This is a genomic window from Rhodococcus aetherivorans (genome assembly GCF_011058165.1).
Taxonomy (GTDB): Bacteria; Actinomycetota; Actinomycetes; order Mycobacteriales; family Mycobacteriaceae; genus Rhodococcus; species Rhodococcus aetherivorans.
In genome coordinates, this window is sequence record NZ_JAALEG010000001.1 from 114006 (window position 1) to 139698 (window position 25693).

Here is a 25693-nt window from a genome sequence, read left to right on the forward strand (position 1 = left end):
CCCCGACAGAGCAACACGTTGTCCGCCGGCGATCAGCCCTCGCCGGCACCGAACAAGACTCCGGAAGGAGCTCACATGACCGTCACATCGGATCAGGCGTCGGCCGGCACGCCGCTGACACAGGAGGAGACCATCGCGTCCCTCGGTCACTACGGCTACGGCTGGTCGGATTCCGACGCCGCCGGCGCCACGGCCCAGCGAGGCCTGTCCGAGGCGGTCGTGCGCGACATCTCCGCGAAGAAGGACGAGCCCGAGTGGATGCTCGACATCCGCCTCAAGGCGCTGCGCACCTTCGAGAAGAAGCCGATGCCGGTGTGGGGCTCGAACCTGGAGGGCATCGACTTCGACAACATCAAGTACTTCGTGCGCTCCACCGAGAAGCAGGCCGCGAGCTGGGAAGAGCTGCCCGAGGACATCAAGAACACCTACGACCGGCTCGGCATCCCCGAGGCGGAGAAGCAGCGCCTCGTCGCCGGTGTCGCCGCGCAGTACGAGTCGGAGGTGGTCTACCACCAGATCCGTGAGGACCTCGAGTCCCAGGGTGTGATCTTCCTCGACACCGACACCGGCCTGCGCGAGCACCCGGAGATCTTCAAGGAGTACTTCGGGTCGGTCATCCCGGCCGGCGACAACAAGTTCTCCGCGCTGAACACCGCCGTGTGGTCGGGCGGCTCGTTCATCTACGTCCCGCCCGGCGTGCACGTCGACATCCCGCTGCAGGCCTACTTCCGGATCAACACCGAGAACATGGGCCAGTTCGAGCGGACCCTGATCATCGTCGACGAGGGCGCCTCCGTGCACTACGTCGAGGGCTGCACCGCCCCGATCTACAAGTCGGACTCGCTGCACTCGGCGGTGGTGGAGATCATCGTCAAGAAGGGCGGGCACTGCCGCTACACGACCATCCAGAACTGGTCGAACAACGTCTACAACCTCGTCACCAAGCGCACCAAGGTCGAGGCCGGCGGCTCGATGGAGTGGATCGACGGCAACATCGGTTCCAAGGTCACCATGAAGTACCCGGCCGTGTGGATGATGGGTGAGCACGCCCGCGGCGAGGTGCTGTCCGTGGCGTTCGCCGGCGAGGGCCAGCACCAGGACACCGGCGCGAAGATGCTGCACCTGGCGCCGCACACCTCCTCGACCATCGTGTCGAAGTCGGTGGCCCGCGGCGGCGGTCGCGCCTCCTACCGCGGCCTGGTCCAGGTCAACAAGGGCGCCCACGGGTCGAAGTCGACCGTCAAGTGCGATGCACTGCTCGTCGACCAGATCTCCCGCTCGGACACCTACCCGTACGTCGACATCCGTGAGGACGACGTGACGATGGGCCACGAGGCGACCGTCTCCAAGGTCTCCGACGACCAGCTGTTCTACCTGATGAGCCGCGGACTGACCGAGGACGAGGCGATGGCGATGGTGGTGCGCGGCTTCGTCGAGCCCATCGCCAAGGAACTGCCGATGGAGTACGCGCTCGAGCTCAACCGCCTGATCGAACTGCAGATGGAAGGGGCAGTCGGCTAAATGACTGCGGAAGCGAAGAACACCCCCACCGCCACCGGGGTGCAGGGAGCCGTGCGCTCGGAGAACGCCGCCGGGCCCGCGATCAAGACCGCCCGCGGGCCGGCCGTCAACAAGGGGGAGGTCTTCACGTCGTTCGACGTGAACGCCTTCGAGATCCCCTCCGGTCGCGACGAGGCCTGGCGGTTCACCCCGCTGCGCCGGCTGCGGGGCCTGCACGACGGCACCGCGGTCGCCGACGGCGCCCCCACCGTCGAGGTCACCCCCGTCGAGGGGGTGCAGGTCGAGACCGTCGGCCGCGACGATGCCCGCCTCGGCCAAGGCGGCGTGCCGGCCGACCGTGTCGCCGCCCAGGCCTACTCGGGCTTCACCACCGCCACCGTCGTCACCGTCGGCCGCGAGGTCGAGGTCACCGAGCCGGTCACGATCACCGTCACCGGCCCCGGGGAGGGGAAGGTCGCGTTCGGACACCTGCAGGTGCGGCTCGAGCCGTTCGCGTCGGTCACCGTCGTCCTCGACCAGCGCGGTTCCGGCACCTACGCGGAGAACGTCGAGTTCGTCCTCGGCGACAGCTCGCGCCTGAACATCGTCGCCATCCAGGACTGGGCCGACGATGCGGTACACGTGACGGCCCACCACGCCCGCCTCGGCCGCGACGCCGTGCTGCGGCACTTCACCGTCGGCCTCGGCGGTGACCTCGTGCGCGTGTCGCCGACCGTCAGGTACGACGCGCCCGGTGGCGACGCCGAAATGCTCGGTCTGTACTTCGCCGACGCCGGCCAGCACCTCGAGCAGCGCCTGCTCGTGGACCACGCGCAGCCGCACTGCAAGTCCAACGTGGTGTACAAGGGTGCCCTGCAGGGCGATCCGGGCTCCGGCAAGCCGGACGCGCACACCGTGTGGATCGGGGACGTGCTCATCCGCGCCGAGGCCGAGGGCACCGACACCTTCGAGCTGAACCGCAACCTGGTGCTCACCGACGGTGCCCGCGCCGACTCGGTGCCCAACCTCGAGATCGAGACCGGCGAGATCGTCGGCGCCGGTCACGCCAGCGCCACCGGCCGGTTCGACGACGAGCAGCTGTTCTACCTGCGTGCCCGCGGCATCTCCGAGGAGCAGGCGCGCCGCCTGGTGGTCCGCGGATTCTTCCACGAACTCGTCGAGAAGATCACCGTGCCCGCCGTCCGGGAGCGGCTCGAGGCCGCCATCGAGGCCGAGCTCGCCGCCGTCGGCGCCTGACCCCCACCCGTTCTCCCCATCTTCGCGAAGGAACCGTTACCGACATGTCCCCCGAGCAGAACGTCCTCGAGATCAAGGACCTGCACGTCCGCGTCGCCCAGACCGACGACAACGCCGAGCCGATCAACATCCTCAAGGGCGTGAACCTCACCGTCCGGTCCGGGGAGACGCACGCCATCATGGGCCCCAACGGGTCGGGCAAGTCCACCCTGTCGTACGCCATCGCCGGCCACCCCAAGTACGAGGTGACCTCCGGGTCGATCACCCTCAACGGCGAGGACGTGCTCGCGATGAGCGTGGACGAGCGGGCCCGCGCCGGCCTGTTCCTGGCCATGCAGTACCCCGTCGAGGTTCCGGGCGTGTCCATGTCGAACTTCCTGCGCACCGCCGCGACCGCGGTCCGCGGCGAGGCGCCGAAGCTGCGGCACTGGGTCAAGGAGGTCAAGTCGGCGATGACCGAACTCGACATCGACCCGGCGTTCGGTGACCGCTCCGTCAACGAGGGCTTCTCCGGTGGCGAGAAGAAGCGCCACGAGATCCTGCAGCTGGGCCTGCTCGCGCCGAAGATCGCCATCCTCGACGAGACCGACTCCGGCCTCGACGTCGACGCGCTGCGCGTGGTGTCCGAGGGCGTCAACCGCTACCAGGAACGCGAGCACGGCGGCGTGCTGCTGATCACCCACTACACCCGCATCCTGCGCTACATCAAGCCGCAGTTCGTGCACGTGTTCGTCGGCGGCCGCGTCGTCGAGTCCGGCGGCGCGGAGCTGGCCGAGGAACTCGAGACCAACGGTTACGTGCGCTTCACCCAGGCCGCCGCCGCGGCCGCGGGTGCCGACAAGTAAGGAGCAGTGAGCCGATGACGGTGCAGGTGCCCACGGTGGACGTCGCCCGGATCCGGGCCGACTTCCCGATCCTCGGGCGCACGGTGCGCGACGGAAAGCCCCTGGTCTACCTCGACTCCGGGGCCACCTCGCAGCGCCCGACGCAGGTCCTCGACGCCGAACGGGCGTTCCTGACCACCTGCAACGCGGCCGTGCACCGGGGAGCGCACGAGCTCTCCGAGGAGGCCACCGACGCCTACGAGGGCGCCCGCGCCGTGATCGCCGACTTCGTCGGCGCGGATCCCGACGAGGTGGTGTTCACCAAGAACGCCACCGAATCGCTCAACCTCGTCGCCTACGCCTTCGCCGACGCCCGGTTCCCGCGGCGCCTCGGGCCCGGCGACGAGATCGTCGTCACCGAACTCGAACACCACGCCAACCTGGTGCCCTGGCAGGAACTCGCCCGGCGCACCGGCGCGACGCTGCGCTGGTTCGGCGTGACCGACGACGGCCGCATCGACGTCGACTCCCTCGAACTCACCGACCGGGTCAAGGTCGTCGCCTTCACCCACCAGTCCAACGTCACCGGGGCCGTGGCGCCGGTCGAGGAGCTGGTACGGCGCGCGAAGGCCGTCGACGCGATCGTCGTGCTCGACGCCTGCCAGTCCGTGCCGCACATGAGCGTGGACTTCCACGCGCTCGGCGTCGACTTCGCCGCGTTCTCCGGCCACAAGATGTTCGGCCCCTCCGGCGTCGGCGTCCTCTACGGCCGCCGTGAGCTGCTCGCCGACGTGCCGCCGTTCATCACCGGCGGCTCGATGATCGAAACCGTCACCATGGAGGCGTCGACGTTCGCGCCGCCGCCGCAGCGCTTCGAGGCCGGCTCGCCGATGTCGTCGCAGGCCGTCGGTCTCGGCGCCGCGGTGCGGTACCTGCAGCAGATCGGCATGGACGCCGTCGCCGCGCACGAGCACGAGCTCACCGCGGCGGCCCTCGCCGAACTCGCCGGCATCGACGGTGTGCGGATCGTCGGCCCCACCACGGCCGAGCAGCGCGGCGGGGCGGTGTCGTTCGTCGTCGACGGCATCCACGCGCACGATCTCGGGCAGATCCTCGACGACGAGGGCGTCGAGATCCGCGTCGGGCACCACTGCGCGTGGCCGCTGCACCGTCGATTCGGGGTCGCGGCGACCGCCCGCGCCTCCTTCGCCGTGTACAACACGCTCGACGAGGTGGCCGCGCTCGGCGCGGCGATCCGCCGGGCCCAGGCCTTCTTCGGAGCGCGCTGATGCGGATGGAGCAGATGTACCAGGAGGTCATCCTGGACCACTACAAGCACCCGCACCACCGGGGTCTGCGCGAGCCCTACGGCGCGGAGGTGCACCACGTGAACCCCACCTGCGGCGACGAGGTGACGCTGCGGGTGCATCTCGCCGACGACGGCACCGTCGCGGACGTCTCCTACGACGGGCAGGGCTGCTCGATCAGCCAGGCGTCCACCTCGGTGCTCACCGACCAGGTGATCGGGGAGCCGCTGGACCGGGCCCTGGCCACCGTCGACGCGTTCGCGGAGATGGTCGGCAGCCGCGGGACCGTCGAGGGCGACGAGGACGTACTCGGCGACGGCATCGCCTTCGCCGGCGTCTCGAAATACCCGGCGCGCGTGAAGTGTGCGCTGCTGGGCTGGATGGCCTTCAAGGACGCCGTCGTGCAGATCGCCGACAGCATCCACAGCACCCACAGCACTCACAGCACCGCACCCGTAGCCAGCGGAGGACAGAACTGATGACCGAACCCGTGACCCCGGCGGACGAGACCACCGCCGCAGCCCCGGACGCGGCTCCCACCCTCGACCCCGAGCGGTTCGAGGAGCTCGAGGAGGCGATGCGCGACGTCGTCGATCCCGAGCTCGGAATCAACGTCGTCGACCTGGGCCTGGTCTACGGCATCACCGAGGACGACGAGGCCGTCACCATCGACATGACGCTCACGTCGGCGGCCTGCCCGCTCACCGATGTGATCGAGGACCAGTCCCGCAACGCTCTCGTCCGCAGCGGCCTGTGCGACGAGCTGCGCATCAACTGGGTGTGGATGCCGCCGTGGGGGCCGGACAAGATCACCGAGGACGGTCGCGAGCAGCTGCGCGCGCTCGGCTTCACCGTCTGACGCGGCCGGTGACCCGGCCCAGCTCCCAGGCGCCCCCGGATCCGGGGGCCGGCAGCTCCCCGGATCCGATCACCGCCCTCGAACACGAGTTCATGGCGCTGATGCGCCGCGGCCGGGCACAGATGGGGGAGCGGGCCCGCGCCGTCCACCCCCGGCTGGATCCGGCGTGCTACCCGCTGCTGGTGCTGCTCGGCCGCGCCGACGCGGTGGCGATGTCGGAGCTGCTCGCGGATCTCGCCATCGAGAAGTCGACGTTGACGCGGCGCATCGACGCCGCCGCCCGGCTCGGCCTGGTCGAGCGGACGACGGACCCGCAGGACGCGCGGGCGCGGCTCGTGGCGCTCACCCCGGAAGGCCGGGAGCGGCTGACCGCGTTGCAGCGCGAGCAGACGGCGCGGTGGCGTCGCCGGCTGTCCGCATGGGACACGGCCGACGTGGAGCAGCTCACGGCGCTCCTGCGCCGCCTCGGCGACGGACTGGACTGAGATGTGGTGCCGGCCGCGGCCGGCACCCATCCGACACCTGAGGCCCCGGCCGGTGCCGGGGCCTCAGGCCCGCTTGCGCGCGGTGGACTTCTTCGCGGGGGCCTTCTCGGTGGTCTTCTTCGCCGCCGTCTTCTTCGCGGTGGGCTTCTCGGCCGTGGTCTTCTTCGCCGGCGTCTTCTTCGCGGCGCTCTTCCTGGCGGGTGTCTTCTTCGCCGCCGCGCCCCGGGCGGGCGCGGCCGCGCCCGACTCGTCGCCGGCCGCGGCGGCGTCCACGCTGCGCTGCAGCGCAGCCACCAGGTCCAGCACCTCGGCGTCCTCGGCGGCGGGTTCCCCCGCCGGGGTCACCGGCAGCACCTTCTCGCCGCCCCGGGCGATGATGTCGTCGATCAGCGACCGCAGCTCGACCTGGTACTCGTCGGTGAACTCGTCCGGACGGAAGTCGTCGGCCATCGACTCGACGAGCATCTCCGCCATCGCCAGTTCCTTCTGCTTCGGCGGCTCCGCGTCGTCGAGCACCGGGAACGCCACCGACCGCACCTCGTCCGGCCACAGCAGGGTCTGCAGCACGAGCACGCCGTCGCGGTTGCGCAGCGCCGCCAGCCGGGTGCGCTGCCGCAGCGTGAAGTGCACCAGTGCGGTGCGATCGGTCTGCGTGAGCGTCTCGGCCAGCAGCGTGTACGCCTTCGGCGACGACGAGTCCGGCTCGAGGTAGTACGACTTCTCGAACAGGATCGGGTCGATCTGCTCGGTCGGGACGAACTGCAGCACCGGGATCTCGTGTTTCTCCGCGACGGGCAGCTTGTCGAAGTCCTCGTCGGCGAGCACGACCCGCACGCCCTCGTCGGAGTCGTAGGCCTTGTCGATCTCGGCGTAGGGCACCGACTCGCCGCACTCGGTGCAGATCCGGTCGTACTTGATCCGCCCGCCGTCCTTCGCATGCACCTGGTGGAACCGGATGTCGTGGCTCTCCGTGGCCGAATACACCTTCACCGGCACGTTCACCAGCCCGAACGCGATGGAACCCTTCCAGATCGAACGCATGGTTCCATCATGATCGAGATCGGCGCCCGCCGCGCGGAACCGGGCGAACTCCTCACCACAGGGCGCGCAGCATCGCCCCGCGCAACGCCGGCGAACCCGTCGCGAACATCCGGGTCATCGCCGCCACCGTCCCGCCGAGGTCGGTGCGGCCCGACAGGTAGGAGCGCTGGCGTTCCGGTGGCAGCGTGAAGAACCCCGCGAAGAACGCCGGGGTCTGTTCCGGGCGTAGTCCCAGCAGCACCCGCAGCCCCGAGGCGCGCAGCTGCGCGACCGCACGCGCGGACGGGGACCACAACGCCGCCGTGGCGCTGCGGCCCCCGGCGAGCGCGTGCGCCACCGGATCGGCCGCCGCCAGCGACGCCGCCACCGCGTAGCCGGTGCCCGGGTGCATCAGCCCGCCGCGGGCGCCGAACCGGGCCACCCCGCGCGCCGACCCCGGCGGGGGTTGCACGGCGAACCGCACCCGCTCCACCGGCTCCGTCCCGCTCAGCGTGACCCCGCGCGCGGCGAGCCGGGCCTCGAGGCGGCGCCGCAACTCGGCGAGCGGAATGGCGGGCCGCCCCACCAGGCAGGTCTCCTCCAGCAGCACCCGGCCGCCGCCGAGCGGCACCGCGTACAGGAACGACGGCGCATCCCCGGAGCGGGTGCGGTTGTCGCGCCGCCAGTCCATGAACCAGGCGGCGCGGCCCTCCAGCACGGGTGCGGCAGTGGCGGTGTCGACCGTGACCCCGAAGGCGGTCTGCTGGGCGCGGGAGCGGTCGGCGGGCACCCCGCGCGCGTCGATCACGCTCCGGGCCCGCAGCACGCTTCCGTCCGCGAGGGTGACGCGATCCGGGGCGACGGCGTCCACCCGGCCGGCCCGTACCCGCGCCGGCTCCAGCGCCAGGCTTCGCTGCAGTGCCGACGCATCGAACACACCGTAGGGGCGCTCGATCCGGTGTGGCCGCACCGTCCACGCCGCCGGCTCGTCCACCCGCGCCGCGAGCACCGAGGGGGGCAGCCACGACGGCAGCTCGTCGAGCCACGCCGCATACGTCGCAGTCCACGGCCGATCCGGCTGCGGGTCCACGGCCAGCACGTCGAGACCCGCGGCGACCGCCCGGTGTGCCACCGCACGCCCCGCCGGCCCGAGCCCGACGACCAGCACCTCCGCGTCTATCACCCGCTACATCGCTCCCGTCGCCAGCAGTCCACCGTCCACCCGCACAGTCTCCCCGGTGATCCAGCCGGCCGCATCGGAGACCAGGAACGCGACCAGCTCGGCGACGTCCTCGGGCGTGCCGAGGCGGCCCATCGGGTATCGGGCGGCGGCGGTGTCCTCACCGCCGGCGACGAGCGCGGCCGCGAACCTCGTCTTCACCACCCCGGGCGCGACCGCGTTGACGCGCACGCCCGGCCCCAGCTGCCAGGCCAGCTCCTCGGTCAGCCGGATCAGCGCCGCCTTCGACGCCCCGTACGCGGCGATCACGCCGGTCGAGCGCAGGCCCGCCACGCTCGCGACGTTGATCACGGAACCGCCGTGCTCGGCCATCCACGCGCGGTAGGCCTGCTGCACGAATCCCAGCGCGGCGACGACGTTGACGTCGAAGATCTTGCGGACGGCGTCCAGGTCGGCGTCCATCAACGCCCCGTAGACGGGGTTGATGCCGGTGTTGTTGATCAGGATGTCGAGCCCGCCGAGCTCGGCGACGGTGCGGCGCACCGCCTCGGCGCGGGTGTCGGCGTCCCCGGCGTTACCGGGCAGCTCGAGCACCTGCCCGCCGTGTCCGAGGGCGCGCAGCTCGCCGGCGGCCTCGGCGAGCGGCTCGGCGTGGCGGGCCGTGAGGGCCACGCTCGCGCCGCGGGCGAGCAGCGCCGCGGCGATCGCCTTGCCGATCCCGCGGCTCGCTCCGGTGACCAGCGCCGCGCGGCCCGTGAGGTCGGAGCCGGGGGAGGTGTCGGGGGAAGTGGTCATGCCGGCGAACGTAGCGCATCTCACCCCGGCATCCCGGGGTGGACACGGTAAAATGAATGGTTCGTGCGCCTGCCCCTGCGGCATCATTGGCAGCCAATCCGAGTCGTCCCCGAGGAGCCTCACGCGTGATCACCGCCACCGATCTGGAAGTCCGCGCCGGCGTGCGGACGCTGCTCTCGGCGCCGGGCCCGGCGCTGCGGGTGCAGCCCGGCGACCGGATCGGGCTGGTCGGGCGCAACGGTGCCGGCAAGACCACCACCCTGCGCATCCTCGCGGGGGAGGGCGAGCCGTACGCGGGCGCCGTCGTCCGCTCCGGCGACCTCGGCTACCTGCCGCAGGATCCCCGCGAGGGCAACCTGGACGTCCTGGCCAAGGACCGTGTGCTCTCCGCCCGCGGCCTCGACGAGATCCTGCGCGCGATGGAGAAGCAGCAGGCCGTCATGGCCGAGGCCGTCGACGAGAACGTCCGTGACCGGGCGGTACGCAAGTACGGGTCGCTCGAGGAACGCTTCTCGGCCCTCGGCGGGTACGAGGCCGAGTCCGAGGCCGCCCGGATCTGCACCAGCCTCGGACTGCCGGACCGGGTCCTGGGCCAGCCCCTGCGCACCCTGTCCGGTGGTCAGCGCCGCCGCGTCGAACTCGCCCGCATCCTGTTCGCCGCCTCCGACGGCTCCGGCAAGTCCACCACCACCCTGCTGCTCGACGAGCCCACCAACCACCTCGACGCCGACTCGATCACCTGGCTGCGCGGATTCCTGCAGAACCACGACGGCGGCCTGGTCGTCATCAGCCACGACGTGGACCTGCTCGCCGACGTCGTGAACAAGGTGTGGTTCCTCGACGCGGTGCGCGGCGAGGCCGACATCTACAACATGGGCTGGAAGAAGTACCTCGACGCGCGGGCCACCGACGAGGCGCGCCGTCGCCGCGAACGCGCCAACGCCGAGAAGAAGGCGTCCGCCCTGCGGCAGCAGGCGGCCAAGCTCGGCGCGAAGGCCACCAAGGCCGTCGCGGCGCAGAACATGGCCAAGCGCGCCGACAAGCTGCTCGCCGAGCTCGACGAGGTGCGGGTGGCCGACAAGGTGGCCAAGATCCGGTTCCCGGAGCCGGCGCCGTGTGGCAAGACCCCGCTCATGGCCGAGAGCCTGACGAAGGTGTACGGCTCGCTGGAGATCTTCACCGGTGTGGACCTGGCGATCGACCGGGGCAGCCGCGTCGTCGTGCTCGGTCTCAACGGTGCCGGAAAGACCACGCTGCTGCGCCTGCTCGCGGGGGTGGAGACCCCGGACGCGGGCCGGCTGGCGCCCGGCCACGGCCTGAAGATCGGCTACTTCGCCCAGGAGCACGACACCCTCGACGACGACGCGACGGTGTGGGAGAACATCCGGCACGCGGCGCCGGACGCGGGGGAGCAGGACCTGCGGGGGCTGCTCGGGGCGTTCATGTTCACCGGCCCGCAGCTCGACCAGCCGGCCGGGACGCTGTCCGGCGGTGAGAAGACCCGGCTGGCGCTGGCCGGACTGGTGTCGTCCGCGGCGAACGTGCTGCTGCTCGACGAGCCGACCAACAACCTCGATCCGGTCTCGCGGGAGCAGGTGCTCGAAGCGCTGCGCAGCTACGCCGGTGCGGTCGTGCTCGTCACCCACGATCCCGGCGCGGCCGAGGCGCTCGATCCGGAGCGGGTGATCCTGCTGCCGGACGGTTCCGAGGACCACTGGTCGCAGGAGTACCTGGAGCTGATCCAGCTGGCGTGAGGTCCGGCCCTGCGTGACCGTGCGCGGGAGTACCCGGAGCCGATCGTGCCGGCGCGGGGTGCGGCCGCGGCCCGGACCTGCGCGATTCCTCCCGGCACCTCGCCCCGTCCACTAGCCTGGAAGCGGGGCCTTGCCGAGCCGACGGGAGGATCCGATGGCACGCAAATCCGGGCACGCCGGGAATGTACTGACCAAGGGCACACGGGTCACGGGGGAATCGCGTGACCGTCTCCAGGCAGAACTGAAACGCCGCTACGAGGCCGGGGCGAGCATCCGGACGCTGGCGCAGGAGACGGGCCGTTCCTACGGGTTCGTGCACAACGTGCTCGTGGAGTCCCATGTAGCGCTGCGTGGCCGGGGCGGACCGAACCGGCGGAGCGCGGCGCGCGCCTCGACCTGAGCGGGTCAGCCGGCGGCGGTCCGTCGCACGGACTCCTCGACCAGGTCCAGTACCGCCGACAGTTCGCTGTCGGCGGTGCCCGAGGCGAGCCGCGCGATGAGGCCGTCGAGGACCAGGTCCAGGTAGCTGAGCACCACCTCGGTCGGCACGTCGTCGCGCAGCCGGCCGGCTTCGCGTTGCCGCTCGAGCCGGCCCACGGTCGCCTTGGTCAGCTCGGCGGAGTGCTGTGTCCACGCCTTCGCGAAGTCCGGGTCGGTGCGCAGGCGCCGGGTGATCTCCAGCCGGGTGCCGAGCCAGTCGAACTGCTCCGGTGAGGCGAGCATGTCCCGCATCACCTGCACGAGGCCCTGCTCGGCGGCGACGTCGGCCATCCGCGCCGCATCCTCCTGGGCCAGCGCCAGGAACAGCCCGTCCTTGTCCTTGAAGTGATGGAAGATCGCGCCGCGGGACAGTCCCGTGGCGTCCTCCAGGCGGCGCACCGTGGCGCCGTCGTAGCCGAACTCGGCGAAGCACCGTCGCGCGCCGGCGAGGATCTGACTCCGGCGTGCGGCGAGGTGGTCCTCACTGACCTTGGGCACCGCGAACGTCCTTTCGGGGAAGAGACGGCGGGCCCGAGACGAGACGTCCCGAGCCCGCCGCCGGTGCACTGCGTGTGCGGTGAACCGATCTCGGACGTCAGCCCTTGATCATGTTGCGCAGCACGTACTGCAGGATGCCGCCGTTGCGGTAGTAGTCCGCCTCACCGGGGGTGTCGATCCGCACGACCGCGTCGAAGACGACCTTCTCGCCGTTCTCCCGGGTCGCGGTGACCTTGACGGTCTTCGGGGTGACGCCCTCGTTCAGCTTCTCGATGCCCTCGATGTCGTAGACCTCGGTGCCGTTCAGCTTCAGCGAGGCGGCCGACTCGCCGGCGGGGAACTGCAGCGGGACGACACCCATGCCGATGAGGTTGGAGCGGTGGATCCGCTCGAACGACTCGGTGATGACGGCCTTGACGCCGAGCAGGCTGGTGCCCTTGGCGGCCCAGTCCCGCGAGGAACCGGAGCCGTACTCCTTGCCGCCCAGCACGACCAGCGGGATGCCGGCCTTCTGGTAGTTCTGCGACGCGTCGTAGATGAACGCCTGCGGGCCGCCGTCCTGCGTGAAGTCGCGGGTGTAGCCGCCCGAGACGTCGTCGAGGAGCTGGTTGCGCAGCCGGATGTTCGCGAACGTGCCGCGGATCATCACCTCGTGGTTGCCGCGCCGCGAGCCGTAGGAGTTGAAGTCCTTGCGCTCGACACCGTTGGCCTCGAGGTACTGCGCGGCCGGGGTGCCCGCCTTGATGTTGCCGGCGGGGGAGATGTGGTCGGTGGTGACCGAATCGCCGAGCAGCGCGAGCACCCGCGCCCCCTTGATGTCCGTGACCGGAGCCGGGGTCTTGGGCATGCCCTCGAAGTACGGGGGCTTACGCACGTAGGTGGACTGGGGATCCCACTCGAAGGTCTTGCCCTCCGGGGTGGGCAGGCCACGCCAGCGCTCGTCGCCCTTGAACACGTCCGCGTAGCCCTTGACGTACATCTCCTGGCTGATCGCGGAGCCGATGGTGTCCTGGATCTCCTGGGCGGAGGGCCAGATGTCCTTCAGGAACACGTCGTTGCCGTCGGCATCCTGGCCGAGGGCGTCGTGCTCGAAGTCGAAGTCCATCGTGCCGGCGAGGGCGTAGGCGATGACCAGCGGCGGGGACGCCAGGTAGTTCATCTTCACGTCGGGGGAGATGCGACCCTCGAAGTTGCGGTTGCCGGAGAGCACCGCGGTGGCCGTCAGGTCGTTGTCGTTGATGGCCTTGCTGATCGCCTCGTCCAGCGGGCCGGAGTTGCCGATGCAGGTGGCGCAGCCGTAGCCGACGAGGTAGAAGCCGAGCTTCTCGAGGTACGGCCACAGGCCGGCCTTCTCGTAGTAGTCGGTGACGACCTGCGAGCCGGGGGCCATGGAGGTCTTGACCCACGGCTTGGCCGACAGGCCCTTCTCGACGGCGTTGCGGGCGAGCAGCGCGGCGCCGAGCATCACGGACGGGTTCGAGGTGTTGGTGCAGGAGGTGATGGAGGCGATCACGACGGCACCGTGGTCGAGGACGAACTCGCCCTTCTCCTCGGAGACGACCTTGACCGGCTTGGTCGGCCGGCCCTCGGAGCCGTTCGCGGCCGACTGGACATTCACGGCACCGTCGTCGGCGAAGGACAGGGCGACCGGGTCGGACGCCGGGAAGGACTCCTCGACGGCCTCGTCGAGCTGGGTGTGGTCGGCCGGGTGGTGCTCCTCCACGTAGTTGTGGATGTCCTTGCGGAAGGCGCTCTTCGACTCCGACAGCAGGATCCGGTCCTGCGGGCGCTTCGGGCCGGCGATGGACGGAACCACGTCACCGAGGTCGAGCTCGAGGTACTCGGAGTACTGCGGCTCGACATCCGCGTCGTGCCACAGGCCCTGCTCCTTGGCGTAGGCCTCGACGAGGGCGAGCTGCTCGTCGCTGCGGCCGGTCAGGCGCAGGTAGTTCACGGTCTCCTCGTCGATCGGGAAGATCGCCGCGGTGGAGCCGAACTCGGGGCTCATGTTGCCCAGGGTGGCGCGGTTGGCCAGCGGCACCTCGGCGACGCCCTTGCCGTAGAACTCGACGAACTTGCCGACGACACCGTGCTTGCGCAGCATCTCGGTGACGGTGAGGACCACGTCGGTGGCGGTCACGCCCGGCTTGATCTCACCGGTGAGCTTGAACCCGACCACGCGCGGGATGAGCATGGAGACCGGCTGGCCGAGCATCGCGGCCTCGGCCTCGATGCCGCCGACGCCCCAGCCGAGCACGCCCAGGCCGTTGACCATGGTGGTGTGCGAGTCGGTGCCGACGCAGGTGTCGGGGTAGGCCTGGCCGTTCCGGACCATGACGGTGCGCGCGAGGTGCTCGATGTTGACCTGGTGCACGATGCCGGTGCCGGGCGGGACGACCTTGAAGTCGTCGAAGGCGCCCTGGCCCCAGCGCAGGAACTGGTAGCGCTCCCCGTTGCGCTGGTACTCGATGTCGACGTTGCGCTCGAAGGCGTCGGCGCGGCCGGCGACGTCGATGATCACGGAGTGGTCGATGACCATCTCGGCGGGGGCCAGCGGGTTGACCTTGTTCGGGTCGCCGCCGAGGGTCTCGACGGCCTCGCGCATCGTGGCGAGGTCGACGATGCAGGGCACGCCGGTGAAGTCCTGCATGATCACGCGGGCGGGCGTGAACTGGATCTCGACGCTCGGCTCGGCCGACGGATCCCAGCTCGCGATGGCACGGATGTGATCGGCGGTGATGTTCGCACCGTCTTCGGTGCGCAGCAGGTTCTCGGCGAGAACCTTCAGTGCGTAAGGGAGTTTCTCGGTGCCCGGAACGGCCGAGAGGCGGAAGATCTCGTAGGAGTTCTCTCCGACCTCCAGCGTCCCCTTGGCGCCGAACGAATCAATACTGGTGCTCACGTCAGCTCCACTCGTCGATGAGGCTCGCCGCCGACGGGGCTGTGTCGACGGCCGAAGCGAGGCCCCGGAGCCGAGCCGGGCCGCAGAACAGGGCCGGACGGCGTCGGAGGCGTCTCGCGGCAAGTCTAACAGTACGCTTGTCCTGTGAACCGATGGGACACAACCGCCGATCCGGCGTCCGGCCGCCGCCGCGGCGCCGTCGCGTAGGGTACGAACGGCGCCGCACGAGCGGCGGCCGTCGAGCCCCACGGAGAGAGATGTCTGCGCCCCTGTCACGTGTCCTGACACCGTCGGCCACCGACCTCCCCCCGGGTGTCTCGCTCGAGCAGGTCCTCGCCGATCTCGCCGACGACCAGGTCTCGGCACCCCCGGACCGCGTCGACGACCTGGTCGCCGTCGTCGAACGCGCGCAACAGCACGGCATCGACCTGAGCATCGTCGTGCTCGACCGCGATCCCCGGCTCGACTCGCAACTGCGCGACCTCGCGACCGACGTCGCCGGCGAGGACGGCGGCACCGTGCTCGTGCTGAGCCCCGGCTGGGCCGGCGCCCACAGCGACAGCATCGACCGGGTGCTCCTCGAGTCCGCGCAGGACCGCACCTACACCGGCGATCCGGTCGTCTCGGCGTCCAACTTCGTCGACGCACTCACCGAGCCCGCGCCGCCCTGGACGCTGCTGACGGTGCTGCTGCTGCTCGCGGTCGCGGGCGCGGCGGGGGCCACGTACCTCGCCAAGGCGGTCCGTCGCCGCGGCGACACCGGCGGGGCGGAGACGGTCGCTGCCGACCGGCCCGCCCGCTGACCGGACCGCACCGAGAATTTTCCCGGCCACCACTGTGGCCGTCGTCACAGTTCAGGGCGTTGACACAGGTCGAATTACCCTTCTGTTATTTGTGACTGGAGTTTCCTCGGGGTGCAAAGTGTCGTACGGTGCACTTGGCGCTCTTGGGGAAGGGGTGTCACACATACCCGGAGTCGGGTCGCGGTGCGAACCGTGAGGCGACGCCGGGCTGCCGAGCGATGCAACCGCGGCCTCGTCCGCGGTGGATCGCTGCTGCGGCGACCCCTTTCCAGGTTGCGCTCGGGTGCGTCCCGCCGGCGCGACCGAGGGAGGGCGATGTGAGGCGTAGCGGTATACGGCAGGCGATGTCCCGACAGCCGTCGCGGACGCCCCGAAGACGCCGACTGTCCCGCACGACCCGGCTGGTTCTCGGTCTCGGCCTGGCCGCCTCCCTGATCGCGGGTACCGCCGCGTCCGCCGGCGCGGTACCGTCCCCGCCGCCGAATCCCAGCGATGCCGATCTCGCGGCCGCCGGGGTGGCCGTCGCCGCCGGGGTGGACCAGGTGGGCAGCCTCATCCTCCGGATCGCCACCGCCGACCAGCAACTCGCCGAACTCGAGAATCAGGTCGCGGTCAAGCGGGAGAACGTCAACCGTGCCCTCGTGGACCTGCAGTCCGCCCGCGACGCCGCCGACGCCGCCGCCCACGCGGTCGCCCTGTCGCAGCAGGCGCTGAAGGACGCGGGCACCCGGATCCGGCAGGCGCAGCAGGACTTCGACGCGTTCGCCCGCGACAGCTACGTCCAGGGCACCAATGTCGCCTCCCTCGCCTCGTTCATCGGCTCCACCGGTCCCGACGACCTGCTCGACCGCGCCCAGATCATGCGCCTGCTCTCCGCGGGCCGCACCGTCGTCCTCGACGCCCTCGAACGCGCCCGCACCGAGCAGGCCAACCGGGACTCGCGGGCGCGGGCCAGCAAGCAGGAGGCGGACGCCGCCGCCGCCGCGGCGGAGGAACGCCGGGCCGCCGCCGAGGCGGCGATCGCCGAGGCGCGCACCGCGCTGGCCGCGCAGACGGCCGAGAAGCAACGCATCGAACAGGACCGCGCGCAGGCGCAGGCCGAACTCGACCGGGCCCGCGGCACCGTCACCGGGCTCGAGGGCCAGCGCGCGCAGTACGCGGAGTGGGATCGGCAGCGGCAGGCCGAGGAGGCCGCGGCGGCCGCGGCCGAGACCGCCGCCCGGCAGGCTGCGGCCGACGCCGCCCGGCGCGTCGCCGCCGACGCCGACGCCCGCGCCCGCGCGGCCGAACTGGCCAACGGGCAGCGGCCCCACACCCAGATCGACGACTACGTGCGGCCCCGGCCGGCGGCCGCCGAATCCGGCGAGTCCGAGGTCGGATTCGAGTCGCCGCTGCCACCCACCTCCGACGCGACCACCACCCGGCCGGGCCGCACCACGCCCGAGCAGGACGAGTCGGGTACCGACGGGTCGGGCACCGACGGATCCGAGGACGGCACCGGCGGGTCGGGCACCGACGGACCCGGGGACGGCACCGACGGATCGGGGGACGGCACCGACGGATCGGGCGAGCCGACGACCGACGGCAGCGGCGAGTCCGACTCGGAGGACTCGACGATCCCCGACCGCGCCGACCCGGTCGAGGAGGAGGGCACCACCACGTCTCCGCCGACCCGCAGCCGGCCCAGGACCACTCCCAAGCCGGGCTCGACCCTCGGCGGCACCGCCGCCGTCGAAACGGTGATCGACCGGGCGATGTCGCAGATCGGGGTGCCCTACGCCTGGGGTGGTGGCGACGAGAACGGTCCGACCCTCGGCATCCGCGACGGCGGCGTCGCCGACAGCTACGGGGACTACAACAAGGTCGGCTTCGACTGCTCCGGGCTGATGATCTACGCATTCGCCGGGATCGGGATCTCGCTGCCGCACTACACCGGCTACCAGTACACCGCGGGCGAGCAGGTGCCGTCGGCCGAGATGCGCCGCGGCGACATGATCTTCTACGGCCCGAACGCCAGCCAGCACGTGGGCCTATACCTGGGCGACGGGCAGATGATCGAGGCGCCGCAGTCGGGTTCGCACGTGAAGATCTCACCGGTACGCTGGGACGGCATGACCCCGTACGTGGTACGGATGGTGTCCTGAGGCACCGCTTCGGCCCGGCCGGAGGCGGGCTCGCTCGACACCGGTGACCGCGGGCGTCGGCTCGGCGACGGCGGGGGCGTCCGGCACCTGGAATAGTGGTGTGGGTAGGTGACTTCGAGCAGGAACGACCTAGGCGAAAGCGGTGGATTCTTGGTGACCTCACGCGAGGGTGGCACGTCGGGCACGGCAACGTCGGACGCGAAGACCGCCACGGCGGCCGCGGCCGCCCCGGCCGGGGACGCGGCACGCACGTCGGACCAGGCACACGATGTGCGCCTGCTCGAGCAGGCGATCTACGAGGTCAAACGGGTGATCGTCGGTCAGGACCGGCTCGTCGAGCGGATGCTCGTCGGCGTCCTCGCCCGCGGCCACGTGTTGCTCGAAGGTGTTCCCGGCGTGGCCAAGACCCTCGCGGTCGAGACGTTCGCGAAGGTCGTCGGCGGCTCGTTCTCCCGCGTGCAGTTCACCCCGGACCTGGTGCCGACCGACCTCGTCGGCACCCGCATCTACCGGCAGGGCCGCGAGGCGTTCGACACCGAACTCGGGCCCGTCGTGGCGAACTTCGTGCTCGCCGACGAGATCAACCGGGCCCCGGCGAAGGTACAGTCCGCGCTGCTCGAGGTGATGGCCGAACGGCACGTCACGATCGGTGGCAGGACCTTCCCCATGCCCGACCCGTTCCTGGTGATGGCCACCCAGAACCCGATCGAGAACGAGGGCGTGTATCCGCTGCCGGAGGCCCAGCGCGACCGGTTCCTGTTCAAGGTCCTCGTCGACTACCCCACGGTCGAGGAGGAACGCGAGATCGTCTACCGCATGGGGGTGGCCGCACCCGAACCCAAGCAGGTCCTCGACAGCGACGAGCTGATCCGCCTGCAGCAGGTCGCCAACCGCGTGTTCGTCCACCACGCCCTCGTCGACTACGTGGTGCGCGTCATCTTCGCCACCCGCGCCCCCGGCGAGATCGGCCTGACCGAGGTCGACGGGTGGATCGCCTACGGGGCCTCCCCGCGGGCGACCCTCGGCATCATCTCCGCCGCGCGCGCCCTGGCGCTGCTGCGCGGTCGCGACTACGTCGTGCCGCAGGACGTCGTCGACATCATCCCGGACGTGCTGCGGCACCGGCTGGTGCTGTCCTACGACGCCCTCGCCGACGACGTCACGCCCGACCAGATCATCGCCCGCATCCTGCAGACCGTCGGCATGCCGCAGGTCGCCCCGCAGGCCAACCCGCCCGCCCCGGTCCCGGTCGGGGCCGCGGCCGCGCCGGCGGCAGGCGTGACCGGGCCGGAGGCGGGTGCGGGGCAGCGGTGAGCCGACGCCCCCCGGTGACCCCGCCGACCTTCCGTTCCGGCGAGCTGCGTGACCCCGCCCTCACGGCGGCGCTGCGGACCCTCGAGCTGACCGTGCGGCGCCGCCTCGACGGGGTGCTGCACGGCGACCACCTCGGGCTCATCCCGGGGCCCGGCTCGGAGCCCGGCGACGCCCGCGAGTACCAGCCCGGCGACGACGTGCGGCAGATGGACTGGTCCGTCACCGCCCGCACCACCCACCCGCACGTGCGGCAGACCGTCGCCGACCGCGAACTCGAGACCTGGTTGGCGATCGACCTCTCGCCCAGCCTCGACTTCGGCACCGGGGTCTGCGAGAAGCGGGACCTCGCCGTGGCCGCCGCCGCCGCGGTCGGCTACCTCGCCGGCGGCGGCGGCAACCGGATCGGTGCCGTCGTGAGCACCGGGGCGCGCACCCACCGCGTGCCCGCCCGCGGCGGCCAGTTGCACACGCAGGCGATGCTCCGCTCGATCGCGACGACCCCGCACGCCCCCGACGGCACCCGCGGGGACCTGCGCGGGCTGATCGAGTCGCTGCGCCGCCCGCAGCGTCGCCGCGGCCTGGCCGTCGTCGTCAGCGACTTCCTCGGCCCCATCGACTGGGAGCGTTCGCTGCGCGCCCTGTCCGGCCGGCACGACCTGCTCGCGGTGGAAGTCCTCGACCGCCGCGACCTCGAACTGCCCGACCTCGGCGACGTCGTGCTGCACGACCCCGAGACCGGGCACACCCGCGAGTTCACCACCAGCGAGCAGTTGCGCGCCGACTACGCCCGGGCCGCCGCCGAGCACCGCGCCGCCGTGCGCAAGGCCGTCCGCGGCTGCGGCGCCCCGCTGCTGAGCCTGCGCACCGACCGCAACTGGATCGACGACGTGGTCCGGTTCGTCGCCGCCCGCCGCCACAGCTTCGGCGCCCCGGTGAAGGGGGGCCGGTGAGCATCTCCGACTTCACCGCGCCGTGGTGGTTGCTGTTCCTGTTCGTCGTCGGGGCCCTCGCCGCCGGATACGTGGCGGTGCAACGCCGCCGGATGCGGCACACGCTGCGGTTCACCAACCTCGAGCTGCTCGAGAAGGTCGCCCCCCAGCGGCCCGGCCGCAGCCGGCACGTCCCGGTCGCGTTGCTGCTGGCCGGGCTGGCGCTGCTCACCGTCGCCGCTGCCGGGCCCACCGCCGAGCAGCGGGTTCCGCGCAACCGCGCCACCGTTGTCCTGGTGATCGACGTGTCGCTGTCGATGCAGGCCACCGACGTCGAGCCCACTCGCCTCGCCGCCGCGCAGGCCGCCGCCAAGTCGTTCGCCGACGACCTGACTCCCGGCATCAACCTCGGCCTGGTGGCGTTCTCCGGCACCGCGTCGGTGCTCGTCTCGCCGACCACCAACCGGGAGGCCACCAAGACCGCGATCGACAACCTGCAGCTGAGCGAGCGCACCGCCACCGGCGAGGCGATCTTCACGGCCCTGCAGTCCGTCGACACCCTCGCCGCGGTGCTCGGCGGCGGCGACCAGGCACCCCCGGCGCGGATCGTGCTGCTCTCGGACGGCAAGCAGACCGTCCCGGAGAGCCCCGACGACCCGCGCGGCGGCTTCACCGCCGCCCGGCAGGCCGCGGACAAGGACGTGCCCGTCTCGACCATCTCCTTCGGCACCGAGTACGGCACCGTCACGATCGAGGACGAGCGCATCCCGGTGCCGGTGGACGACCCGTCCCTGAAGGAGATCGCCAACCTCTCCGGCGGCACCTTCTTCACCGCATCGAACCTGCAGGAACTCGAGGACGCCTACAACACCCTCGAGGAACAGATCGGGTACGAGACCACCCGCGGCGACGCCAGCCGCCCGTGGCTGATCCTCGGTGTCCTCGCCGTCGCCGGGGGTGTCGCCGCCGCCCTGCTGCTGCGCCAACGCCTGCCCTGACCTGCGCCGCGGACCGCGTGCCCGCCGCCGCGGGCGCCTTGTTACCGACCCGTACCGCCACCAGATAGGGTTTGACCCCATGACTGACGCAAGCAGCCCCGCCGGATCGCCGCGCCCCGCGGCCACCCCCCGCTCGGTTCTCGTCACCGGCGGCAACCGCGGCATCGGCCTCGCCGTCGCTCGCCGCCTGCAGGCGGACGGCCACAAGGTCGCCGTCACCCACCGCGGCTCCGGCGCCCCGGACGGACTGTTCGGCGTCCGGTGCGATGTCACCGACAGCGCGTCCGTCGACGCCGCGTTCAAGGAGGTCGAAGAGCACCAGGGCCCGGTCGAGGTCCTGGTCGCGAACGCCGGCATCACCGACGACACGCTGCTGATGCGGATGACCGAGGACCAGTTCGCGAAGGTCATCGACGCCAACCTCACCGGTGCGTTCCGGTGCGCGAAGCGCGCCAACCGCGCGATGCTGCGGGGGCGCTGGGGTCGGATGATCTTCCTCGGCTCGGTCGTCGGCATGGCCGGTCAGGCGGGGCAGATCAACTACGCGTCCTCGAAGGCCGGCGTCATCGGCCTGGCCCGCTCGGTGACCCGCGAACTCGGCTCGCGTTCGATCACGGCGAATGTCGTCGCGCCCGGATTCATCGAGACGGACATGACCGCCGAGCTCTCCGACGACGTCCGCGACACCGCGAAGAAGTTCATCCCGCTGCAGCGTCTCGGCAAGCCCGAGGACGTCGCGGCGGTCGTGAGCTTCCTCGCGTCCGACGACTCCGCCTACGTCTCCGGCGCGGTCATCCCCGTCGACGGCGGCCTCGGCATGGGGCACTGACGCCGGCACGCACGCCACCACATCCGAAACTCACTGGAGGACCGACACACTCATGGGCGGACTGCTCGAGGGCAAGACCATTCTCGTCACCGGCATCATCACCGACGCCTCCATCGCCTTCCACACCGCGAAGGTCGCGCAGGAACAGGGCGCGAAGGTCGTCGTCACCGGCTTCGACCGGCTGCGCCTGATCGATCGCATCGCGCAGCGGCTGCCGCAGCCGGTGCCCCCGGCCCTCGAACTCGACGTGCAGAACACCGACCACCTCGACACCCTCGCCGGCCGGGTGCGCGAGCTCGCCCCCGAGGGCCTCGACGGCGTCGTGCACTCCATCGGCTTCGCCCCCCGCTCGTGCCTGGGCAGCCCGTTCCTCGACGCGCCGTGGACCGACGTCGCCGTCGCCCTCGAGGTCTCCGCCTACTCCTACGCCGCGCTCGCCAAGGCCCTGCTGCCCGTCCTCAACGACGGCGCCTCCCTGGTCGGCATGGACTTCGACCCCGCCCGCGCCGTCCCGTTCTACAACTGGATGGGCGTGTCCAAGGCCACCCTCGAGTCCGTCAACCGGTACGTCGCCAAGGAGGTCGGCGGCCGCGGTATCCGCTCCAACCTCGTCGCCGCCGGCCCGATCAAGACCCTCGCCGCCAAGGCCATCGCCGGCGACGCCACCGGCCCCGGCGCCGAGATGAACCGGCTCAACGAGGGCTGGTCCGCGGCGGCCCCGATCGGCTGGGACGTCGACGACCCCACGCCCGTCGCGAAGACCGTGTGCACGGTGCTGTCCGACTGGCTGCCCGGCACCACCGGGTCGATCGTCTACGTCGACGGGGGATTCCATTCCCAGGTCGGCTTCGGTGCCGGCGCCTAGGGTCGAGCCATGACCCGTACCTCCGAGCCGTACGACGCACTGCTGGTGCTCTCGTTCGGCGGTCCGGAAGGGCCGGACGACGTGCGCCCGTTCCTCGAGAATGTCACCCGGGGCCGCGGCGTGCCGCCCGAACGCCTCGACGAGGTCGCCGAGCACTACCTGCACTTCGGGGGTGTCTCACCGATCAACGCCCTCAACCGCGACCTCATCGCGCGCCTCGAGGCGGACTTCGCCGCCGCCGGGCTGGATCTGCCGATCTACTTCGGCAACCGCAACTGGCACCCGATGATCGAGGACACCGTCGCGGCCATGCGCGACGACGGGGTGCGCAACGCGCTGGTGTTCCCCACCTCGGCGTGGGGTGGCTATTCGGGGTGCCGGCAGTACCACGAGGACATCGCCCGCGCCCGCGCCGCCGTCGGCGACGACGCACCCGTGCTGACCAAGCTGCGGCACTTCTACGATCACCCGCTGTTCCTCGACGCCGTCGCCGACGCGGTCGCCGCGGCGCGGGCACAGCTGCCCGCCGACCGCCGCGACGCGGCGCGCCTGGTGTTCACCGCCCACTCGGTGCCCACCGCCGCCGACGCCACCGGCGGCCCACCCGAGCTGGGCGGGCACCTGTACAGCCGGCAGGTCGCCGAGGCGGCCCGCCTGGTGGCCACCGCCGCCGGCAGCGCCGACCACGACCTGGTGTGGCAGTCCCGATCCGGGCCGCCGCAGGTGCCGTGGCTCGAGCCGGACATCGTCGACCACCTCGAGGCCCTGCACGCGCGCGGCGTCGACGCGGTCGTCGTCGTGCCCGTCGGCTTCGTCTCCGACCACCTCGAAGTCGTCTGGGACCTCGACACCGAAGCCCGCGACCGGGCCGCGGAACTCGGCATGGCGTTCGCCCGCGCCGCCACCGCCGGCCCCGACCCGCGGTTCGTGCAGATGGTGCGCGAGCTGGTGCGCGAACACCTCGACGGCGCCGCCCCCGTGCGGCGCGGCACCCAGCCGCTGCTGGGCGTCGGCTGCAACGGCGTGCTGTGCGCACCGGAATGCTGCCGGCCACCGGCCCGGCCCCGCCGCTGACCGGGCGGGCTCAGCCCACCACCCCGGGCTCGGGGTAAGAGAACGAGGACGCCGGGCCTCTCCGAGGCGTGTCCGCGGCATCGGGTCAGGCGTGATGCCCCGCCCGGACCGCGGCCGCCACCGCCCCGAGCCGGGCGGCCCGCACCGCGGCCCACAGCGGACGCAGCGCCTCCTCCCGCGCGGCCTGCCCGCTGGCCGAGGCGGCCCTCGGTTCCACACCGCGGCCGGCGACCGTGAGGATGGCCGCGACCTGATCGGCCGAGTCGAGGATGCGGGCCGCGCGCCCCGGCATCGACTCCGGATACCGGTGCCGCGCATGTTCGGCGACCTCGGCCGCGATCTGCTCCCGGGGGTCGGCGGTACGGCCGTCCGCGCCGACGGTCAGCACCCGGCCCACCCTCGCCGCGGCGTCCCGCACCGCCTCGCGCATGGCGAACTCGGCCTCCCCGAGGCCGGGCTCGGCGGGCGGCTCGGGCACCGCCGGGACCGCGAACAGCGTCCAGCGCAGCACGTCGGGCCCCTCCACCGAGGGGACGAAGCCGAGACCGGGGGTCCCGGGTGCGCCGGCGAGCACCGCCTCGCCGGCCGCGACCGCGGCGCGCGCCAGCTCGGTGCCCGGCGGCAGGCCCCGCACGTCGCCGGGCACGGGCAGCACCAGCCGGATCCCGTCCACGCCGGCCGGATCGGCCCGGCGCAGCGCGGACAGCAGCACGGCGGCGCCGTCCACGGGCGAATGCTCGGGCACGGCGGAGAAGTCGGCGGCGGGCTCGTCGCGGGAGACCACCAGATGCATCGGCGCCCAGGCGTGCAGGGCGTCGATGACGTCGTCCGGTGCGGCGTGCCCGGCCAACCAGGAACCGGCCCACACCGTCAGGGTCTGACCGGGTGAACTCACGGTTTCCGAGCATAGGCGCCGTCCCGGCGACGGGGCCACGGCCGGTCGGCGTGCCCTCCCGCCGCGGCGGCCGCGGCGGCCCTAACGTGGCGGGCGTGAGTCCCGACATGTACGGCGGCGACATCTTCGCCGGCCATCCGCGCGCCCGTAAGCCCACGATCCCCGAGGTGCCCGCCGAGAAGGACCTGGTGGTCGAGGACGTCGCGTCCGGTTGGTGCGGTGCGATCGTCGGCATCGAACGCACCTACGACGGCGACTTCGTCCGGCTCGAGGACGCTTCGCGGTGCACCCGGCTGTTCGCGCTGCGCCCCGCCGCGTTCCTCCTCGACGGCCGGCCGGTGACGCTGGTGCGGCCCGCGCCGCGGCCGAGGGCGGGCGGCCCCACCCGGTCCGCGTCCGGGTCCACGAAGGTCGAGGGGTTGCGGGCGCGGGTCGCGCGCGGCAGCCGCATCTGGGTGGAGGGCGTGCACGACGCGGCCCTCGTCGAACGCGTGTGGGGGCACGATCTGCGCGTCGAGGGGGTCGTGGTCGAGCAACTCGAGGGCCTGGACAATCTCGGGGAGCGGCTCGCCGGGTTCGCGCCCGGTCCCGGCCGCCGCGTGGGGGTGCTCGCCGACCATCTCGTCGCCGGATCCAAGGAGGAGCGGCTGACCGCGAACCTCGGGCCGCACGTGCTCGTCACCGGGCATCCGTTCGTCGACGTGTGGCAGGCGGTGCGGCCCAAGGCGCTGGGAATCGAGGCGTGGCCGACGATTCCGCGCGGGCAGGACTGGAAGACCGGGGTGTGCCGGGCGCTGGGGTGGGGCAGCCCGCAGGACGGGTGGCGCCGCGTCTACTCGGCGGTGTCGAGCTTCCGGGATCTCGAGGCGCCGCTGATCGGGGCGGTCGAGCGGCTCGTCGACTTCGTCACCGAGCCCACCGGGGACTGACCGCGCCGGGGCCGTGACCTGCGGAGCCACCCGCGATGTCCGATTTGTGGTT

The 25693-nt window shown here is 71.9% G+C and carries 24 protein-coding genes; 18 read left to right on the plus strand and 6 right to left on the minus strand.

Translation table 11 applies throughout. The features are described 5' to 3' along the window. Positions 1-75 precede the first annotated feature (75 nt). From sufB to G6039_RS00555, 7 genes are read left to right on the plus strand one after another with little or no spacing between them, the layout of a single operon-like run. Complete coding sequence (gene sufB / locus G6039_RS00525; protein ID WP_029543648.1) at positions 76-1521, plus strand: Fe-S cluster assembly protein SufB; 1446 nt, start codon at positions 76-78, stop codon at positions 1519-1521. Continuing rightward, the gene (gene sufD / locus G6039_RS00530) at positions 1522-2757 is read left to right on the plus strand and encodes a Fe-S cluster assembly protein SufD (RefSeq protein ID WP_043798812.1); all 1236 of its coding nucleotides are present in this window, start codon (positions 1522-1524) and stop codon (positions 2755-2757) included. 44 nt (positions 2758-2801) lie between these two features. Then, positions 2802-3602, plus strand: a complete 801-nt coding sequence (sufC, locus tag G6039_RS00535) for a Fe-S cluster assembly ATPase SufC (protein ID WP_006939265.1) — start codon at positions 2802-2804, stop codon at positions 3600-3602. Positions 3603-3616: 14 nt separating this feature from the next. Beyond that, positions 3617-4870, plus strand: coding sequence for a cysteine desulfurase (locus G6039_RS00540; protein ID WP_006939266.1), 1254 nt, complete (start codon positions 3617-3619; stop codon positions 4868-4870). Next, on the plus strand, positions 4870-5367 hold the full coding sequence (gene sufU / locus G6039_RS00545; RefSeq protein ID WP_006939267.1) for a Fe-S cluster assembly sulfur transfer protein SufU: 498 nt from the start codon (positions 4870-4872) through the stop codon (positions 5365-5367). Before G6039_RS00540 ends, sufU begins: the two co-directional genes overlap by 1 nt. Further along, positions 5367-5747: a metal-sulfur cluster assembly factor gene (locus tag G6039_RS00550; protein ID WP_006939268.1), complete on the plus strand. Its 381-nt coding sequence runs from the start codon at positions 5367-5369 to the stop codon at positions 5745-5747. The genes sufU and G6039_RS00550 overlap by 1 nt, the downstream gene beginning before the upstream one ends. An 8-nt stretch (positions 5748-5755) precedes the next feature. Beyond that, the gene (locus G6039_RS00555; protein WP_029543656.1) at positions 5756-6232 is read left to right on the plus strand and encodes a MarR family winged helix-turn-helix transcriptional regulator; all 477 of its coding nucleotides are present in this window, start codon (positions 5756-5758) and stop codon (positions 6230-6232) included. Positions 6233-6295: 63 nt separating this feature from the next. On the opposite strand, the gene ku is transcribed toward G6039_RS00555, so the two are convergent. The 3 genes from ku to G6039_RS00570 are packed head-to-tail and all read right to left on the minus strand — an operon-like array spanning position 6296 to position 9227. Then, entirely contained in the window at positions 6296-7273 is a 978-nt protein-coding gene (gene ku / locus G6039_RS00560; protein ID WP_043798807.1) for a non-homologous end joining protein Ku, read from the minus strand. Positions 7274-7325: 52 nt separating this feature from the next. Next, a complete protein-coding gene (locus G6039_RS00565; RefSeq protein WP_006939274.1) occupies positions 7326-8435 on the minus strand; it encodes a lycopene cyclase family protein in 1110 nt (369 codons plus the stop codon). Positions 8436-8438: 3 nt separating this feature from the next. Further along, entirely contained in the window at positions 8439-9227 is a 789-nt protein-coding gene (locus tag G6039_RS00570) for an SDR family oxidoreductase (protein ID WP_043798805.1), read from the minus strand. Between the two features lie 125 nt (positions 9228-9352). Here G6039_RS00570 and G6039_RS00575 point away from each other — a divergent pair, with 125 nt between their 5' ends. Both G6039_RS00575 and G6039_RS00580 read left to right on the plus strand, forming a co-directional pair. Next, entirely contained in the window at positions 9353-10981 is a 1629-nt protein-coding gene (locus G6039_RS00575; RefSeq protein WP_043798804.1) for an ABC-F family ATP-binding cassette domain-containing protein, read from the plus strand. Positions 10982-11135: 154 nt separating this feature from the next. Then, positions 11136-11381: a helix-turn-helix domain-containing protein gene (locus G6039_RS00580; protein WP_006939279.1), complete on the plus strand. Its 246-nt coding sequence runs from the start codon at positions 11136-11138 to the stop codon at positions 11379-11381. A 5-nt stretch (positions 11382-11386) separates the two neighbouring features. Here the strand turns inward: G6039_RS00580 and G6039_RS00585 are convergent, their stop codons facing one another. Both G6039_RS00585 and acnA read right to left on the minus strand, forming a co-directional pair. Continuing rightward, the gene (locus G6039_RS00585; protein ID WP_006939281.1) at positions 11387-11959 is read right to left on the minus strand and encodes a TetR/AcrR family transcriptional regulator; all 573 of its coding nucleotides are present in this window, start codon (positions 11957-11959) and stop codon (positions 11387-11389) included. Between the two features lie 97 nt (positions 11960-12056). Continuing rightward, entirely contained in the window at positions 12057-14861 is a 2805-nt protein-coding gene (gene acnA / locus G6039_RS00590; protein WP_006939284.1) for an aconitate hydratase AcnA, read from the minus strand. Positions 14862-15118: 257 nt separating this feature from the next. On the opposite strand from acnA, the gene G6039_RS00595 reads away from it, so the two are divergent. From G6039_RS00595 to G6039_RS00630, 8 genes are all read left to right on the plus strand, one after another. Beyond that, a complete protein-coding gene (locus tag G6039_RS00595; RefSeq protein ID WP_006939285.1) occupies positions 15119-15664 on the plus strand; it encodes an Rv1476 family membrane protein in 546 nt (181 codons plus the stop codon). Between the two features lie 344 nt (positions 15665-16008). Next, on the plus strand, positions 16009-17808 hold the full coding sequence (locus tag G6039_RS00600) for an NlpC/P60 family protein (protein WP_043798802.1): 1800 nt from the start codon (positions 16009-16011) through the stop codon (positions 17806-17808). A gap of 153 nt (positions 17809-17961) precedes the next feature. Further along, positions 17962-19122: an AAA family ATPase gene (locus tag G6039_RS00605; protein WP_006939288.1), complete on the plus strand. Its 1161-nt coding sequence runs from the start codon at positions 17962-17964 to the stop codon at positions 19120-19122. Beyond that, on the plus strand, positions 19119-20072 hold the full coding sequence (locus G6039_RS00610; protein ID WP_029543665.1) for a DUF58 domain-containing protein: 954 nt from the start codon (positions 19119-19121) through the stop codon (positions 20070-20072). Before G6039_RS00605 ends, G6039_RS00610 begins: the two co-directional genes overlap by 4 nt. Beyond that, positions 20069-21049 (plus strand): VWA domain-containing protein, encoded by a 981-nt coding sequence (locus G6039_RS00615; protein WP_006939291.1) that lies wholly within the window; start codon positions 20069-20071, stop codon positions 21047-21049. The genes G6039_RS00610 and G6039_RS00615 overlap by 4 nt, the downstream gene beginning before the upstream one ends. A gap of 79 nt (positions 21050-21128) precedes the next feature. Then, positions 21129-21878, plus strand: coding sequence for a 3-oxoacyl-ACP reductase FabG1 (gene fabG1 / locus G6039_RS00620; RefSeq protein ID WP_029543667.1), 750 nt, complete (start codon positions 21129-21131; stop codon positions 21876-21878). A gap of 52 nt (positions 21879-21930) precedes the next feature. Then, positions 21931-22743 (plus strand): NADH-dependent enoyl-ACP reductase InhA, encoded by an 813-nt coding sequence (gene inhA / locus G6039_RS00625; protein WP_006939295.1) that lies wholly within the window; start codon positions 21931-21933, stop codon positions 22741-22743. Positions 22744-22752: 9 nt separating this feature from the next. Next, the gene (locus G6039_RS00630) at positions 22753-23817 is read left to right on the plus strand and encodes a ferrochelatase (protein ID WP_006939297.1); all 1065 of its coding nucleotides are present in this window, start codon (positions 22753-22755) and stop codon (positions 23815-23817) included. 85 nt (positions 23818-23902) lie between these two features. Here the strand turns inward: G6039_RS00630 and G6039_RS00635 are convergent, their stop codons facing one another. Beyond that, positions 23903-24712 carry a hypothetical protein gene (locus tag G6039_RS00635; protein WP_006939299.1) on the minus strand — a complete coding sequence of 270 codons (810 nt, stop codon included), beginning with the start codon at positions 24710-24712 and terminating at the stop codon, positions 23903-23905. A 107-nt stretch (positions 24713-24819) separates the two neighbouring features. On the opposite strand from G6039_RS00635, the gene G6039_RS00640 reads away from it, so the two are divergent. After that, positions 24820-25641 carry a DUF3097 domain-containing protein gene (locus G6039_RS00640; RefSeq protein ID WP_029543669.1) on the plus strand — a complete coding sequence of 274 codons (822 nt, stop codon included), beginning with the start codon at positions 24820-24822 and terminating at the stop codon, positions 25639-25641. Positions 25642-25693 lie beyond the last annotated feature (52 nt).

Bases quoted from the DNA above. Each gene is read 5' to 3' on its own strand.
- sufB (WP_029543648.1), top strand. From the start codon at position 76: ATGACCGTCACATCGGATCAGGCGTCGGCCGGCACGCCGCTGACACAG.
- sufD (WP_043798812.1), top strand. From the start codon at position 1,522: ATGACTGCGGAAGCGAAGAACACCCCCACCGCCACCGGGGTGCAGGGA.
- sufC (WP_006939265.1), top strand. From the start codon at position 2,802: ATGTCCCCCGAGCAGAACGTCCTCGAGATCAAGGACCTGCACGTCCGC.
- G6039_RS00540 (WP_006939266.1), top strand. From the start codon at position 3,617: ATGACGGTGCAGGTGCCCACGGTGGACGTCGCCCGGATCCGGGCCGAC.
- sufU (WP_006939267.1), top strand. From the start codon at position 4,870: ATGCGGATGGAGCAGATGTACCAGGAGGTCATCCTGGACCACTACAAG.
- G6039_RS00550 (WP_006939268.1), top strand. From the start codon at position 5,367: ATGACCGAACCCGTGACCCCGGCGGACGAGACCACCGCCGCAGCCCCG.
- ku (WP_043798807.1), bottom strand. From the start codon at position 7,273: ATGCGTTCGATCTGGAAGGGTTCCATCGCGTTCGGGCTGGTGAACGTG.
- G6039_RS00570 (WP_043798805.1), bottom strand. From the start codon at position 9,227: ATGACCACTTCCCCCGACACCTCCCCCGGCTCCGACCTCACGGGCCGC.
- G6039_RS00580 (WP_006939279.1), top strand. From the start codon at position 11,136: ATGGCACGCAAATCCGGGCACGCCGGGAATGTACTGACCAAGGGCACA.
- G6039_RS00595 (WP_006939285.1), top strand. From the start codon at position 15,119: ATGTCTGCGCCCCTGTCACGTGTCCTGACACCGTCGGCCACCGACCTC.
- G6039_RS00600 (WP_043798802.1), top strand. From the start codon at position 16,009: ATGTCCCGACAGCCGTCGCGGACGCCCCGAAGACGCCGACTGTCCCGC.
- fabG1 (WP_029543667.1), top strand. From the start codon at position 21,129: ATGACTGACGCAAGCAGCCCCGCCGGATCGCCGCGCCCCGCGGCCACC.
- inhA (WP_006939295.1), top strand. From the start codon at position 21,931: ATGGGCGGACTGCTCGAGGGCAAGACCATTCTCGTCACCGGCATCATC.
- G6039_RS00630 (WP_006939297.1), top strand. From the start codon at position 22,753: ATGACCCGTACCTCCGAGCCGTACGACGCACTGCTGGTGCTCTCGTTC.
- G6039_RS00640 (WP_029543669.1), top strand. From the start codon at position 24,820: ATGTACGGCGGCGACATCTTCGCCGGCCATCCGCGCGCCCGTAAGCCC.